The sequence below is a fragment of the Glutamicibacter sp. MOO4 genome (assembly GCF_056934395.1).
In genome coordinates, this window is the sequence record NZ_CM167800.1 from 3,118,339 (window position 1) to 3,131,883 (window position 13,545).

Genomic DNA, 13,545 nt, shown 5'->3' on the forward strand with positions numbered 1-13,545 from the left:
GGAAACATGTCTTCCCCAATGATTTACGTGCTCTTCGAGCGCAATGCACGCGAAGCGATGAACTTTTATGCGGAGATTTTTGGTGGAGAGCTTCGGCTCTTTACCCATGAGCAGTTCAATCGCGACGAAGGTACGCCTGAGGCGATCGCGCACGCCGAGCTGCGTGGGGTGGTGAACCTAGGCGGCGCAGATGTTGCGGCAGGGCAGAGTGCGGTGAAGACTCAAGGCCTAATGCTTTCCCTGCTGGGGAGCGCTAAGCCAGAAATTATGCGCCAGTGGTTTGAGCAACTGTGTGTTGACGGTGAGGTCATCGACCCACTGTCACTCAAACCCTGGGGTGCTACAGATGGCCAGGTCCGCGACCGTTTTGGCCTTCACTGGCTGGTTGGCTTCGAGGTTGAATCGGCCTAGCCGAATAACCGCTTGAAGAAACCCTTTTTAGGTTCGGCTTCGTGACCTTGGCAGCGGTCCTTGGCCGAAACGTTGCGCATTACTGAATCAACGTGTTGGCCGCAGCCAGCCCAGGTGGTCTTCTGGCAAATCTTGCATTGAACTTGACGGCACATAATTTTCCTTGGTGTTTAGTGGTGTGGTTAGGACAGGGAGAGGAATAGCTTTTCGAGTTCTTCGACGCTCAGTCCATCTTCTTCTTTGGAAGCTTTTTCTGGATCTGCAATGCAGTACTGCATTGCAGTGGAGACGATGGCGAAGCCTGCACGATCCAAGGCGGTAGACACTGCCGAGAGCTGCGTGACAACTTCACGACATGATCCGTCGGTTTCCACCGCATTGATGACTGCATCAAGCTGGCCACGGGCGCGCTTGAGTCGGTTAAGAATTCGCTTGCGGGTTGCTTCGTCAGCGGTACGCATCGTTGTCTCCTTGTTAGCTGGCCGGCCATCGGACTGGTGATCGTTCGGTGTAAGCGTCTTGAACTGTTCGATCAGCTGTTCCAAGTCGCCAGTGTTTAACGCGCCGGGTTTTGAATGTACAAGTATCCCATTTTTGAAGGCCCTAAGTGTCGGGATCGAAGCAACTTTGGCTGCTCGTGCCAGTTCACTTTGAGTTTCGGTATTAACCTTCGCAAACGCGATTTTCGGGTGTCGCACGCTGGCCAGGTCAAAGATCGGTGCAAAGCTGCGACAAGGAGAGCACCAAGGTGCCCAGAAATCCACAAGCACCAGCTCATTGTTCTCAATGAATGTCGCAAAATTGTAGGCGGTGAGTTCTATCGGCTTCATAGGCCGCCGCCTTTGGCCACAAGCGGGCATCGGATGTCGAGCGTTGGAAGCATGCGGCACAAGATAAGAAGTGCACCGCCAGTCACCGCTGTCCAACTGAGTATCAGCCCGCCTGGAGCTGGAAGCTCTTGGCTGAGTACAAATACCCCCATGGCTAAAACAAAATAACCAAATCCGCGACGCAACGCGCTGTCGTTGATTTTTTGAGAGATTTTCATCCCGATCAAAGATCCAACGATTGCTGCTGCCGCCAAGCCCAATGCTAGCGTCCAATTAATTGAGAGGGCATTAAGCTGCCCTGACATGGCGGCAACTGAATTCAGGGTGATCACCAACAAGGAAGTTCCCACGGCGTGCTGCATGGACAGGCCAGCTAATAAGGCCAACGCCGGAACGATCAGAAAACCACCGCCAGCGCCCACCAGTCCGGTCACCATTCCAATGCCCAGACCCACAGGGACGAAGAACCTCAAAGGAAGGCTGGCGTTGGCACGCTCCTTCCGTCCACGGATCATCCCGCGGGCGCTACCTACCATGATCACTGCAAAGCCGATCATGAGGAGCTGAGCAGGAATTCCTTGGGCCAATAACCCGGCTCCGTAGGCGCCAACCATGCTGGTGGCTGCAAAAATCAGACCTTGTACCCAGCGCACATGACCTTTGAGCGCATGTGGCAACAGGCTGACCGCCGAGGTTGCTCCCACCACAAGTAGAGAGGTGGCAATTGCTTCTTTGGTGGGCATCGCGGCTACATAGCTCAGTAGCGGAACCATCAGGATTGAACCCCCGCCACCGAACATTCCCAGGGCTAGCCCGACAACGCCCGCTAGGGCCAAGATCATGATCAGCAGAGGTCCAATTTCCATGGTCTACTTCTTTACCTTGTTCCAGGGTGCCATGCACAGGACGTTGATCATCGGGCAGCTATCGCGTACAGCCGAGTATGCAAGCCCACCGCCGATCCCCGCCGAAAGGTAAGCGAACTTCGGGGAGATGAACTTTGCGCCGAGCAATCCAACTAATACCAAAGAACCGGCGGTCATGCGCATCTGGCGGTCCAAGGCCCAGCGCTGTGTACCGCGCACTATAGTGCCACCTGCAGATTCGTAGGCGGTGATACCACCACTGAGAACGGTGCTACCGGTGATATTCAGTTCCTGCAGAACGTGTTGCGCCTTAGTGGCCCGGCTACCACTGTGGCAGATCAGTATCGGGCGGCCAGGAATCTTGTTCAGCACCTCGGCAGCGTTCGCTTGGAACTCATCCAGCGGTACGTTGTAGGAACCGGGGATGTGGACGGTCTCAAATTCACCAGCCGTGCGTACATCGATCAGCGCGAGCTCGCTATCCGGGGTAGCTACCAGACACTTGAGTGCTTCAGCGTCCAGCACAGTCTTAGGGGAAGTCATAAAATTCAGTTCAGCTTTCGGTACTGTCGATGATTAGTTGTCTAGCTTGGACCAGCCGAGGTAACTACCTTCGAGCTCAATCACGTTGAATCCGGCATCACGTAGGGCGCTGGCAGCCACTGCATTGCGCATGCCGCTCTGGCAGTAGGTCACGATGGTGCCATCCGTTGGCAACTGGTCCTGCTGCCACAGCACTCGACCACCGGAAATCTGTGTGGCGCCAGGGATATGCCCGGCGGCAAATTCGGTCTTGTTGCGCACATCTAGCAGTAAGTCATGGTCGAAATCAGTCAGTTGTGCAGGTGTGATTGACTGCGGCTTGTAGCTTGGGAGGCCATCAAGGGAGAGTGCGTAACCCTTCACGGCGTCGATCCCTACGCGCATCAGGTGTGCACGGATTTCATCTGCGTGCCCAACAGATTCCGCCAGCACCACCATTGAACGACGATCCTCTTCAGGGTCGTAGGCCCATGCGCCGAAGCTCGCGGTTTTTGCTTTGCCGGGGATCGACAGTGCGCCAGGAACTGTGCCTTCAGCGATCTGGGTGTGACTGCGGGTATCAACAAATACCGACGTGCCAGCTTCCATCTGCTCAAGGATCTGTGCGGCATCGAGCTCTGTGAGCTGTTCAAGCTCACCAAGGATAGTTGGTCCCTGACGATTCTGCCGCTTCATACGGGCAAAGTAGGCGTGGGCATCTGGCTGGCCGTTGAGCAGTTCGGCGATGAAACCGTCCTGATCATCAGTGGCCAGGTAGGTGCTCCACCAAGCGAACTTGCGCTCGTAGCCCAGCGTAGTAGATGGAACCGCGCCAAGTGCCTTGCCGCAGGCGCTACCGGACCCATGACCCGGGTGGATCTGGATGTAGTCGGGCAGTTCGGCGAGAGTCTTCTTTAGGGACGCATAGAGATCGCGGGCGCCTTCAAAACGAGTGTCTACGCCTCCGGCGGCCTCGTCTAGGAGGTCAGGTCGGCCCAGATCGCCGGCAAAAATGAAGTCTCCGGAGAGCAAGTAGCCCGGGGAGCTGCTGAACGCGCCGTCGGTGACCAGATAGGCCAGGTGTTCTGGAGTGTGGCCCGGGGTGTGGCGAGCGACGATGCGTAGGTTGCCCAAGGCGATTTCATCCCCGTCGTAGAGTCGCTGGGCTTCAAAACCGTACTGCCAGTCTTCTCCACCTTCACCGGAAACGTAACTGGTGGCGCCGGTGGCAGCTGCCAGTTCGCGGGTGCCGGAGAGGTAGTCGGCGTGGATGTGGGTTTCGGCAACGGCGGTGATGCGCATGCCGTGTTTGGAAGCCAGAGCCAGGTAGTCGGAGATGTCGCGACGGGCATCGACCACAAGGGCCTCACCCTTAGCTTGGCAACCAATAAAGTAGCTGGCCTGCGCGAGGTCCTCATCGTAGAGGCGTTCAAGCAACATGGTGATTCCTTTCGGGACGGATGTAGTACGAGCTTATACATACCCCCTGGGGTATGTCAAGAATACGGGCGGGGGTATGCGTGCGTCAAGTGAAAGTCGGCTTGTTGTGGGAGGGTTCTCCGGCCGCGCTGTTGCCTACAAGCTATCTAGGTGCGCGGCTAGTCGTTCGCTCGCATTCTCTAAATGCTGAGCTAATAATTCTGCGGCACCTTGCTGGTCACCGTCGGCAATCTTTTGTAGCAAGCGGGCATGTTCGTCGGCGATATCCGTGGTGTTTAGCAACGTCGCATCTTGCACCTGCGTCATGCACAAGCGGATCTCGTCGCTGAGTTGGCCGTAAATGGCGCTGGTGCGCGGCGAATTTAGTGCCTGAACCAAGGCGGTATGGAAGCGAACGTCCGGGTCCACGATCTGGATCGGCGAGGCATCACGCAGGGCAGTGATTTCTTCGTTGGCCGCACGAGCGGCTTGCGGAACCTGGCCGGTGCTGGCCAGCAGGCGCACAGCCTCGGCTTCGATGATGGCGCGGGTGCTGTAGATGTCGCGGGCATCAGCCGAGGTCAGGCGCGTGACCCGGGCGCTCTGGTGGGCGTTGCGGGTGAGCAGGCCGCTGGCCACGAGGTTTTCCAGCGCGGCCTTGGCGGTGGGACGGGCCACCTCATAATGGGTGGCCACATCGACTTCGCCCAAGGGGGTGCCGGGGGCCAGCTCGCCGCTGAAGATGCGGGTGCGCAGTGAGGTGATGACGGCCTGCACCACCGAAACCACTCCTAATCGGGCTGCCACGTGATTTCCTTTCGCGCCGGCAGAAAATAACTATGTAAGTATCCCATGAAACGTACTATCATGGCATGTGTACTTGTTAGACAATTTTCTTCTTGGGCAGTAACCACCTGCCCGCAACACAGGAGCGCACCATGGCATTGAGCACGCCGGCACTCGGTGAACCTAGGGTTCCATCCAGTATTCTCGACCTCGTGGGCGATCCGGGGCGCGTTAAAACTCGATCCATCGACCGTGTCGCCTACGCCTCGGATGCCTCGCATTACCTGTACACCCCTCAGGCCGTAATCCTTGCCAAAGATGCCGCTGAAGTCGCAGCCCTGCTGCGCGCCTCGGCCGCTAATAACCAACCGGTGACCCTGCGTTCGGGCGGCACCTCGCTGGCTGGCCAGGCCAGCGGTGATGGTTTGATGATCGACGTGCGCCGCAACTTCCGCGACATTCAGGTGCTCGACGACGGTGCTCGCGTGCGGGTGCAGCCCGGCGCCACCGTCCGCCAAGTTAACGCGCGTCTGGCGGTGTACGGCAGCAAGCTCGGTCCGGATCCGGCGAGCGAAGCGGCCTGCACCATCGGCGGAGTGATCGCCAATAACTCTTCTGGCATGGCCTGCGGCACCGAGTTTAACACCTACCGCACCTTGGAATCGATGACCTTTGTGCTGCCCTCGGGCACCATGATTAATACCGCCGATCCGGATGCCGACCGTCAGCTAGCCGCCGCGGAACCGGAACTGGTCGCCACCTTGGACCGCTTGGTCAAGCGTGTGCGCACCAACCCGGCCTCGGTGGCCAAAATCCAAAAGCACTTTGCCCTAAAAAACACCATGGGCTACGGCATCAACGCCTTTTTGGACTATGACACCCCGGCGGATCTGATGGCGCACCTAATCATCGGCTCCGAAGGAACCTTGGCCTTTGTTGCCGAAGCGGTGTTCCGTACCGTGCCGATCCGTAAGTTGGCCATCGCCACCCTGGCCGTGTTCGAAAACCTGGATTTGGCCACCCGTGCCCTGCCTGAACTGTTGGAATCCGGGGCGGCGACCCTTGAACTAATGGACTCCACTTCACTGCGTGTGGGTCAAGAACTGCCCAGTGTGCCCGAGGCGATTATGGGCTTTGAGGTGGATCAACAGGCGGCGCTGCTGATCGAATACCACGCGGATAACGCCGAAGAACTTACCGGGTTGCAAACCGCTGGCCAACGTCTGCTGGACACCGCAGCGCTACGCGCCCCCGCACTGCTCTCTGACGATGCCAAGAGCCGGCAGGCTGCCTGGAAATTCCGCAAGGGCCTCTACGCCTCGGTGGCAGGCGCTCGCGCATCCGGGACCACCGCCCTACTAGAAGACGTCGTTGTCCCGGTTGAATCACTGGCTGAAACCTGCGACAACTTGCAAGGCCTGTTCACGGAGTACGGTTACGAAGATTCGGTGATCTTCGGCCATGCCAAGGACGGCAACATCCACTTTATGCTCACCGACCGCTTCGAGGGTGATGCGTCACTAAACCGCTACAACTCGTTTAACGACAAAATGGTTGAACTGATCCTGGCCAAGGACGGGAACCTGAAGGCTGAGCACGGTACCGGCCGCGCCATGGCCCCATTTGTTCGCGCGCAGTACGGCGACGAACTCTACGAGGTGCACCTTGAATTGAAGGCTGCCTGTGACCCGCGGCTGATGATGAACCCAGGGGTGATCATCGACGAGGACCACGCGGCCCACATTCGCAATATCAAGCTCAACGAAACCATCGAAGTTGAGGCCGACCACTGCGTGGAATGTGGTTACTGCGAGCCTGTTTGCCCTTCCAAGGACCTGACCCTCACCCCGCGCCAGCGCATCGTGGTGCGTCGCGCCATTGCCAAGGCTGAAGCCGAAGGCAACACTGAACTGGCTGCGGAGCTGGAACGCGATTACGAATATAACGGCGTACAGACCTGCGCCGTGGATGGCATGTGCGTGACCGCCTGCCCGGTCGGTATCAATACCGGTCTGCTGGTCAAGCGTCTGCGTCGCGAAGATACTCACCCGGTTTTGGCTGCCGGTTTTAAGGCCGTCGCCAAGGGCTGGGGACCGGCCACTCGTGCGGGGTCCCTTGCGCTCAGTGTTGCCGATAAACTCCCGGCACCGCTGGTACGAGGCGTCACCGATGTGGCCCGCAAGGTCGTGAGCACCGATGTTATGCCACGCTATGATGCGGATCTTCCCGGGGGAGGCAAGGCACGTAAATTATTGGCTGGGAATTTAGGCGCTGCTGGCACCGAGCCGCTGGCGATTTACCTTCCTGCGTGTGTGAACTCGATGTTTGGCCCGACCGGTGAAGGCGAAGGTGTGGCTTCGGCCTTCACCAAGTTGCTGCATGCCGCTGGCGTTTCGGTATATGTCCCGCAAGGCATTGAATCCACCTGTTGCGGTACCCCTTGGACTTCCAAGGGCTACGCGGAGGGGCACGAGGCGATGGCCGAGCGCGTCCTTCAAGAAGTTCGTTCAGCCTTGCCGGGGAAAAATCTGCCGATCATTTCTGATGCTTCCAGCTGCACCGAGGGCTTTGCCCACACCCTCGAAGAGCAGGGGTATGAAGTGGTTGACCTGTTGGCTTTCACCTCAAAGCACCTGCTGGACAAGTTGCCTGAAATTCAGAAGATCTCCTCGATCACGTTGCACCCGACCTGCTCGTCCACCCAAATGGGTCTGAACCCTGATCTGCAGAAAATCGCACAGACCGTGGCGCAGCAGGTGAACACTCCAGTGAACTGGGGTTGCTGTGCCTTTGCGGGGGATCGTGGCATGTTGCACCCCGAGCTGACTGACTCGGCCACCGCACGCGAAGCTGCCGAAGTTCGCGAGCTGGATGCGCAAGCCCATGCGTCGTGCAACCGCACGTGCGAACTTGGAATGTCCCGCGCCACCGGCAAAGAGTACCGCCACGTGGTTGAACTTCTTGCTGAGGCCGTCGGCAAGTAATCGCAATGAGGTCGTCCAGAAAGCTTTTCTGGGCGACTTTGTTGTTGGTGCGAAAAGTACGCACATCTGCACTCGCGGTGCCAAATAACCTAGACATATCAGGGTGCGCTCAGAATATGGTTAAACCTAGCCATCGATGATGCTTGGAAGGAACCAAATGCGTATCGTAGTAATGCAGGCCGAGGCAGAGGTATTGGAGATTGAGCGCAATCTTCTTGCCATCGATCATGCTGCGCAACGTGCTGCCTCCGATGGCGCCAAAATCCTGCTCACTTCCGAGCTTTTCACCGTCGGATATGCGCCCTACGTCCTGCGCGATTCGCTGGATATTTCGTTGTTGCCTGGTGCGCGTGAGCGGTTGTCGGCCATTGCCGCCAAGCATTCGATTGCCCTGGTCTACTCCCTACCCGAGATCACTGATCACGGTTGGCTGATCACGTCTACTTTTGTTGATGATCGGGGAGCGAAGCTGGCCCATTATCAAAAGGTGCAGCTCTTTGGTACTGAAGAGCATGAAGTCTTTATCGCTGGCAGCAACCCTCCAGCCTCCTTCGAATATGAGGGCATCATGCTGGGCATGGTGATCTGCTTTGACGTGGAATTCCCGGAGGTTGTCCGGGAAGCCTCGCGACGTTCAGTGCAGTTGCTACTTGTTCCCACTGCCATGGGCCGCGGATACGAGCAAGTGTGCACTCAACTTGTTCCAACTCGCGCCATGGAGAGCCAGCTTTTTATTGCCTACGCAAACCACAGCGGAACTGAAGCTGGATTTGAGTTGGCAGGCACCAGCGTAATCGCCGGTGCTGATGGCACCATCCTGGCTCAAGCCGGTGCAGGTTCCGAGCTTCTTGCTGCGGATATCGACGTGAGTTCTTTGGCGAAGATTAGATCGGAAGTTCCGTACCTTGCCGAAGCTCGGACGGATCTCTACGCGCAATGGCTAATGGAGAAATAACTGACCCATAGGGTATGCCCGCGCAGCGAAGTGCTGCGCGGAAACACCTTAGGTTTGCGGTCATGATGTGTTGGAAGCCGGCGGATCGCCCCGGCTCAGCCTGCCCTTGAAGTCTTTGAACCACGTTGCATCGGTCGCCAACTGTGGGAAAGGCTTATGCACATATCCGGTCGCAGGTGGGGCCGTGGACTGATAAGACATTCCGGATACCGGGCTGATGAGCATCGTGTGCGGACCCTTCATGGCCGTGAGCTCAATCCAACCGTAAGCTTCCTTATTCTTGTTGCAGTTTTCGCAACGGCCGCAGGAATTGTGCACGTTGGTCTTCCCACCCCGCGCGTACTGCTCCACGTGGTCAGTTTCGGCAACGATTCCGTCGCAGAAAGGTGTGCGGCAATGTCGATCTCGAATGCTGACGAATTTCTTGAGCTTCTCCGGGAAGATCCGGGCCTTGGAATCCATGCTTATCAAGTCTTGGTTGCCGGGAGCCGTATATATTCTCGCGAGTTCGGTGAGCACTTCGATTTCTTCAATATGTTCCGGGGTGAGCTTTGCTTCCATCTCTTCGAAGGTTAATTCGTTGTCGATCTGGTGCCCGCCGATCCATTCACGCACCTCTTGTGCGGGAATGTAGCCGTAGCCTTCGAGGAAAGCGGGTTCACGTTCGCCTTGGAAGAGTGCTCGCTCGGTCATGATGACGCCAACCTGCAAGTTGATGGGCATCTTTGAAGGCTCACCGATCATCATGTAGCTAAAGAGAATGTCGGCCCGGATCTGGTCCTTGGTGCGCTTGTCGCCCTTCTTATTGAGCTTGCGGGACTCCTTGTACAAGTAGTTCTTGAGTCCCATTCCCGACAGTAGTGGGAACTGTGCGGTCAGCTTCACGCAGCCCTTTTTCTCGTCGATAGTCATGCGAGCGAAACGAGACTCTTCGACAGTTTTGTGCTCTTTGGATACAGGGTCGGAATTGAAGGAAAGCGTGAAATTTCGGACGGTATCCTTGATCCGATTCCGCCCCATGCCCTCGAACATGTTCGGATTCTGGCCGAAGAGATCATCAAATTCGGTGCGACGTTGCGCTTTGACAGTCTGCAGTTCGTTGAGGATGGTGAAAATTTGAGGTTCAGTAAATTCGCCCCGGGAAAAGGCTGCAGCGATATTTGGTGTGTCTTCAAAGAGGATGCGGCAGTTGACTAGGTAATTGCGGTAGCCATTTGGGGACTGTTTGCGGGCAATGGCTACGCAAGCAGCGGCACCACGAGTCTGGTCGTCAAGGTTGACGCCACGTTCCTCATGGTCGGAAACGAATTTCTTTTCCAGCTGGTGAGAGAGGCCGGCCTGCTGGAAGTTGGCAGACGCTATGAGCCCTTCGAGTAACTCGATGCCCCGGACACAGTCCTCTTTACTGCCGTGGTCTTGTATCCACGTCAGGTCTCTTTGCAATGCGAGCCAGTGGTTTTCGAATTCCGCTGGCTCTACCGCCTGGGGCAGGGCATCTCCGTGCACCTTTGCTTCGGACATATTCTAATTATACTTCGTTAATTAGAATATGTCTTCGAATCTTGTGGAAAAGTTTCTTGAATCTCGGGCGCTGGGCTTAGCTCATGGAGCGGAAAGTTAAGGCCAGATATAGCTCCTGACGGACGTCGGCGCGGTTGAGGTCTTTGTTAAGAACCTCGCCGATGGCGGCGATGTGGCGACGCACGGAATTGCGGTGCAGGTCGATGTTTTTCGACGTTTGGTCCCAGGAACCGTTGGCTTCCAACCAGCCTTGCAGCACCTCTAGATACAGGTCGCGACGCACTTCGGGTAAATCAAGGATGTGTGCCAGGGTCTCCTGTGCTAGCTGCTTTCCGGCCTGGCTGGGTAGTAGGGAGAGGAACGAGCGGGGAATCACTTGAGCATCAAGGCTCTGGCCCTGTTCGCGCATCCGAGGCAGTAACCCGGTTGCCTGGGCGAGTAGGTCGTGCAGTTTTTCGCCGAGCTGACGGTCGACGGGCGCTGGTGTGCTGAAGCCTGCGAGGTAGCCGGAGGACTTGAGCCGATCGAACATAGTCTGGGTGGATTCGCAACGGGTGAGGGCCACAAAGTAATCGTCGTGCTGCATGACCAGTCGGGTATCAAACAGAGCCTGCAGGTGGGTGAGGTGGAAGTTGGCCTCGGTGCCGGGTTGATGCGACAGCGCGGTGATTACGACAACGCGGGCGGGGTCTGTGCGGTTCCCGCCGAGGTTGAGATTCAGCAGGGAGAGCATCGAGTCATCCAGCGGACCGCGATTGCCCAAAAGCAGCGCGGTGGCCAGCTGGGTTGCGGTGGAGGAGCTGGCGGCGCGCTCGCGGGCGAGGACTTCGAGTAGACCCAGCGCGGTGGTGATGAGGTTGTGGTCAAAAGCCGAGGGAGTACGGGCGAAGCCAACCGAAAGCACCCCAAGAAGTGGCGCGCGGCCGCCGGTGGGAAGTGTGGCGCGGATCGGGAAGGCTAGGTCGACCAAGGAATCTTCTTGGTGCAGGGCGAACTGCCCAGCGGCGGTGGTGGCCTGGGTGAAGAGCTCTAACTTCAGCTCCTCGTTGAGCTCAGCGGTGTCACCGATGGTGGCCTGGTAGCGGATGGCGCCTTCGGTGCCCAGCAGTCGCACGCTGGCGATTAGGCGCTGGGAGAGTACGGAAACCAGCGCGCTTTCGGGATCGCTCTGGGTCAGGCAGCGCATCAGCGCGCGATTGGCTTCGGCGCTGGCACGCAGCTGCGCGGCGTTGTCGGCCTCGGTGAGCTTGGCAAAGGCGATGCCGATCGCGGCGAAGGGCACGCTGGCCGGAATTTGTAGCAGGGGCATCTGGTGCTTGCGGCAGGCGTCGAGCACCGTTCTCGGGATTTGGGTGAAATATGGCTCCAGCCCAAAACCCAGGGCGCTGACTTTGGCGTTGGCCAGCCGGCTGATAAAACCGTTGACCACCTGCGCATCATCGCTGTGGCCGACTAGGGGGAAGCCACTGGTGAGGATCATCTCCTGATCCAGTAGGTAATCGGTGGGGTCATCCATATCGCTGGCTTCTACCCAGCGCAGCGGCCGATCGCCCGCGTCGTTGACCAGCGTGATTTCCGGTGGCAGTTGGCGCAGGAAACGACCTAAGGTGATGCCCGGGGTGTCGACGCTCGACGAGGATGGCGGCGGTGCAAAATGTCCCATAGGAAAATATTTTAGTTCAAAACTTCCATGCTGAGAGCCGGATCACAGATCTAGGCTTGAAGGCAGAAGAAAACCCACTGTGCAGCGAGGACCCGAGATGAACAGCACGACACAAGCCAGGCGCAAGCCAGCCACCGGCCTCGGTCCGCAGCTGCGACGGCGCAAGTCGATCACGCAGATGGTCTCCGAGAGCGAAGCAAACTCATCGGGCGGAACACTGCGCCGAACCCTAGGCATGTGGCAGCTGACCATGATCAGTGTCGGCGCGACCCTGGGCACCGGCATCCTGGTGATCCTTGGCGCCACGGTGCCGATCGCAGGCCCGGCCATCTGGATCTCCTTTGTGATCGCTGGCATCACCGCACTGCTCTCGGCGGTGTCCTACGCAGAGATGGCCGGAATGGTGCCGGTGGCAGGTTCCAGCTACTCCTATACCTACGCGACCATGGGTGAAGGCATCGCCTGGATCTGCGGTTGGTGTCTGGTGCTGGAATACGCGGTTTCCGTGGCCGCCGTGGCCGTGGGCGCCGGCGAATATGTCAACGAAGCGTTACGCGCCTTTGGCCTGGAACTACCCGTTTCACTGGCCGGGGGACCGGCTGAAGGTGGGGTAGTGAACCTGCCGGCGTTGATCGTCGTGGTGCTCGCCACCTTGCTCTTGATGCGTGGAGCGCGCGAATCGGCCATCGTGAACACCGTGGTGGTCATCATCAAGGCCGGCATCCTGATCTTCTTCTCGATCGTCGCCTTCAGCGCCTTTGATGCGGGCAACTTCCAGCCGCTGTTGCCGATGGGCGCAGCCGGCGTCACCGCCGCAGCCTCCAGCGTGTTCTTCTCCTACATCGGTTTTGACGCCGCCTCCACGGCCGGCGAAGAAGCCAAAAACCCCAAGCGTGATCTGCCACGAGCCATTATGCTCTCGATGCTGATCGTCACCGTGGCCTATGTGCTGGTGGCGGTTTCCGCGGTCGGCGCCCGAAAGTGGACCTGGTTTGAAGGCTCCGAAGCTGCCCTGGTGCAGATCGTCGGCGAAATCACCGGGCAGCCATGGATGGTGCTGGTCTTTGCGCTGGCCTCGGTGCTGGCCATTGCCTCGGTGGTACTGACCGTGCTCTACGGACAGACCCGCATCCTGCTGTCCATGTCCCGCGACGGACTAGTGCCGGCGGCCTTCGGCAAAATTTCGCGCCGCACCGGCACCCCGGTGCTGGGCACCGTGATTACCGGTGTGCTGGTGGCGATCACCGCCGGCTTTATCCCGCTGGGCGCACTGGCCGACGCCACGAGCATCGGCACCCTCTTCGCCTTCGCGCTGGTGGGCGTCTCGGTGATGTACCTGCGCCGCAAGCAGCCACTGGCACCGCGTGCCTTCAAGGTGCCGTTCTACCCAGTCACCCCGATTTTGGGCGTGCTCGCCTGCCGTTTCCTGATGACCCAGCTCAGCTGGCACACCTGGGTAGTCTTCGGTGCGTGGATGCTGGTAGGCATCGTGCTCTACCTGGCTTATGGACGCCGCCGATCAACGCTGGGCAAACTAAGCAAGCAGGCCTATATCGACAGCCACCTTTCGAAACTACCTCAGGACTAG

General features: G+C 58.3%; 11 protein-coding genes. 4 read left to right on the forward strand and 7 right to left on the reverse strand.

The annotated features are described in order from the left end of the window. Nucleotides 1–6 precede the first annotated feature (6 nt). On the forward strand, nucleotides 7–411 hold the full coding sequence (locus tag AC1Z3F_RS14610; protein WP_131090717.1) for a VOC family protein: 405 nt from the start codon (nucleotides 7–9) through the stop codon (nucleotides 409–411). A gap of 182 nt (nucleotides 412–593) precedes the next feature. Here the strand turns inward: AC1Z3F_RS14610 and AC1Z3F_RS14615 are convergent, their stop codons facing one another. The 5 genes from AC1Z3F_RS14615 to AC1Z3F_RS14635 form a co-directional block, all read right to left on the reverse strand. Next, a complete protein-coding gene (locus AC1Z3F_RS14615) occupies nucleotides 594–1,241 on the reverse strand; it encodes a metal-sensing transcriptional repressor (protein ID WP_242632630.1) in 648 nt (215 codons plus the stop codon). Further along, entirely contained in the window at nucleotides 1,238–2,107 is an 870-nt protein-coding gene (locus AC1Z3F_RS14620; RefSeq protein ID WP_131090716.1) for a sulfite exporter TauE/SafE family protein, read from the reverse strand. The genes AC1Z3F_RS14615 and AC1Z3F_RS14620 overlap by 4 nt, the downstream gene beginning before the upstream one ends. Before the next feature lie 3 nt (nucleotides 2,108–2,110). Then, nucleotides 2,111–2,650 carry a rhodanese-like domain-containing protein gene (locus AC1Z3F_RS14625; RefSeq protein WP_131090715.1) on the reverse strand — a complete coding sequence of 180 codons (540 nt, stop codon included), beginning with the start codon at nucleotides 2,648–2,650 and terminating at the stop codon, nucleotides 2,111–2,113. A gap of 33 nt (nucleotides 2,651–2,683) precedes the next feature. Then, nucleotides 2,684–4,069 (reverse strand): MBL fold metallo-hydrolase, encoded by a 1,386-nt coding sequence (locus AC1Z3F_RS14630; RefSeq protein WP_131090714.1) that lies wholly within the window; start codon nucleotides 4,067–4,069, stop codon nucleotides 2,684–2,686. Between the two features lie 135 nt (nucleotides 4,070–4,204). Beyond that, nucleotides 4,205–4,855: a GntR family transcriptional regulator gene (locus AC1Z3F_RS14635; RefSeq protein ID WP_131090713.1), complete on the reverse strand. Its 651-nt coding sequence runs from the start codon at nucleotides 4,853–4,855 to the stop codon at nucleotides 4,205–4,207. 131 nt (nucleotides 4,856–4,986) lie between these two features. Between AC1Z3F_RS14635 and AC1Z3F_RS14640 the strand changes: the two genes are divergently transcribed. Together AC1Z3F_RS14640 and AC1Z3F_RS14645 are read left to right on the forward strand one after the other, a co-directional pair. Next, nucleotides 4,987–7,818 carry an FAD-binding and (Fe-S)-binding domain-containing protein gene (locus tag AC1Z3F_RS14640; protein ID WP_483566156.1) on the forward strand — a complete coding sequence of 944 codons (2,832 nt, stop codon included), beginning with the start codon at nucleotides 4,987–4,989 and terminating at the stop codon, nucleotides 7,816–7,818. Between the two features lie 157 nt (nucleotides 7,819–7,975). Next, nucleotides 7,976–8,773 (forward strand): nitrilase-related carbon-nitrogen hydrolase, encoded by a 798-nt coding sequence (locus AC1Z3F_RS14645; protein WP_262198742.1) that lies wholly within the window; start codon nucleotides 7,976–7,978, stop codon nucleotides 8,771–8,773. A gap of 60 nt (nucleotides 8,774–8,833) precedes the next feature. Here the strand turns inward: AC1Z3F_RS14645 and AC1Z3F_RS14650 are convergent, their stop codons facing one another. Both AC1Z3F_RS14650 and AC1Z3F_RS14655 read right to left on the reverse strand, forming a co-directional pair. After that, entirely contained in the window at nucleotides 8,834–10,294 is a 1,461-nt protein-coding gene (locus tag AC1Z3F_RS14650) for an HNH endonuclease (RefSeq protein WP_262198740.1), read from the reverse strand. Between the two features lie 76 nt (nucleotides 10,295–10,370). Beyond that, on the reverse strand, nucleotides 10,371–11,957 hold the full coding sequence (locus AC1Z3F_RS14655; protein ID WP_483566157.1) for a PucR family transcriptional regulator: 1,587 nt from the start codon (nucleotides 11,955–11,957) through the stop codon (nucleotides 10,371–10,373). 97 nt (nucleotides 11,958–12,054) lie between these two features. Between AC1Z3F_RS14655 and AC1Z3F_RS14660 the strand changes: the two genes are divergently transcribed. Beyond that, complete coding sequence (locus AC1Z3F_RS14660; RefSeq protein WP_483566158.1) at nucleotides 12,055–13,545, forward strand: amino acid permease; 1,491 nt, start codon at nucleotides 12,055–12,057, stop codon at nucleotides 13,543–13,545.

Coding starts and splice junctions, on each gene's coding strand:
- AC1Z3F_RS14620 (WP_131090716.1), bottom strand. CDS start 2,107: ATGGAAATTGGACCTCTGCTGATCATGATCTTGGCCCTAGCGGGCGTT.
- AC1Z3F_RS14655 (WP_483566157.1), bottom strand. CDS start 11,957: ATGGGACATTTTGCACCGCCGCCATCCTCGTCGAGCGTCGACACCCCG.
- AC1Z3F_RS14650 (WP_262198740.1), bottom strand. CDS start 10,294: ATGTCCGAAGCAAAGGTGCACGGAGATGCCCTGCCCCAGGCGGTAGAG.
- AC1Z3F_RS14640 (WP_483566156.1), top strand. CDS start 4,987: ATGGCATTGAGCACGCCGGCACTCGGTGAACCTAGGGTTCCATCCAGT.
- AC1Z3F_RS14610 (WP_131090717.1), top strand. CDS start 7: ATGTCTTCCCCAATGATTTACGTGCTCTTCGAGCGCAATGCACGCGAA.
- AC1Z3F_RS14630 (WP_131090714.1), bottom strand. CDS start 4,069: ATGTTGCTTGAACGCCTCTACGATGAGGACCTCGCGCAGGCCAGCTAC.
- AC1Z3F_RS14660 (WP_483566158.1), top strand. CDS start 12,055: ATGAACAGCACGACACAAGCCAGGCGCAAGCCAGCCACCGGCCTCGGT.
- AC1Z3F_RS14615 (WP_242632630.1), bottom strand. CDS start 1,241: ATGAAGCCGATAGAACTCACCGCCTACAATTTTGCGACATTCATTGAG.
- AC1Z3F_RS14645 (WP_262198742.1), top strand. CDS start 7,976: ATGCGTATCGTAGTAATGCAGGCCGAGGCAGAGGTATTGGAGATTGAG.
- AC1Z3F_RS14625 (WP_131090715.1), bottom strand. CDS start 2,650: ATGACTTCCCCTAAGACTGTGCTGGACGCTGAAGCACTCAAGTGTCTG.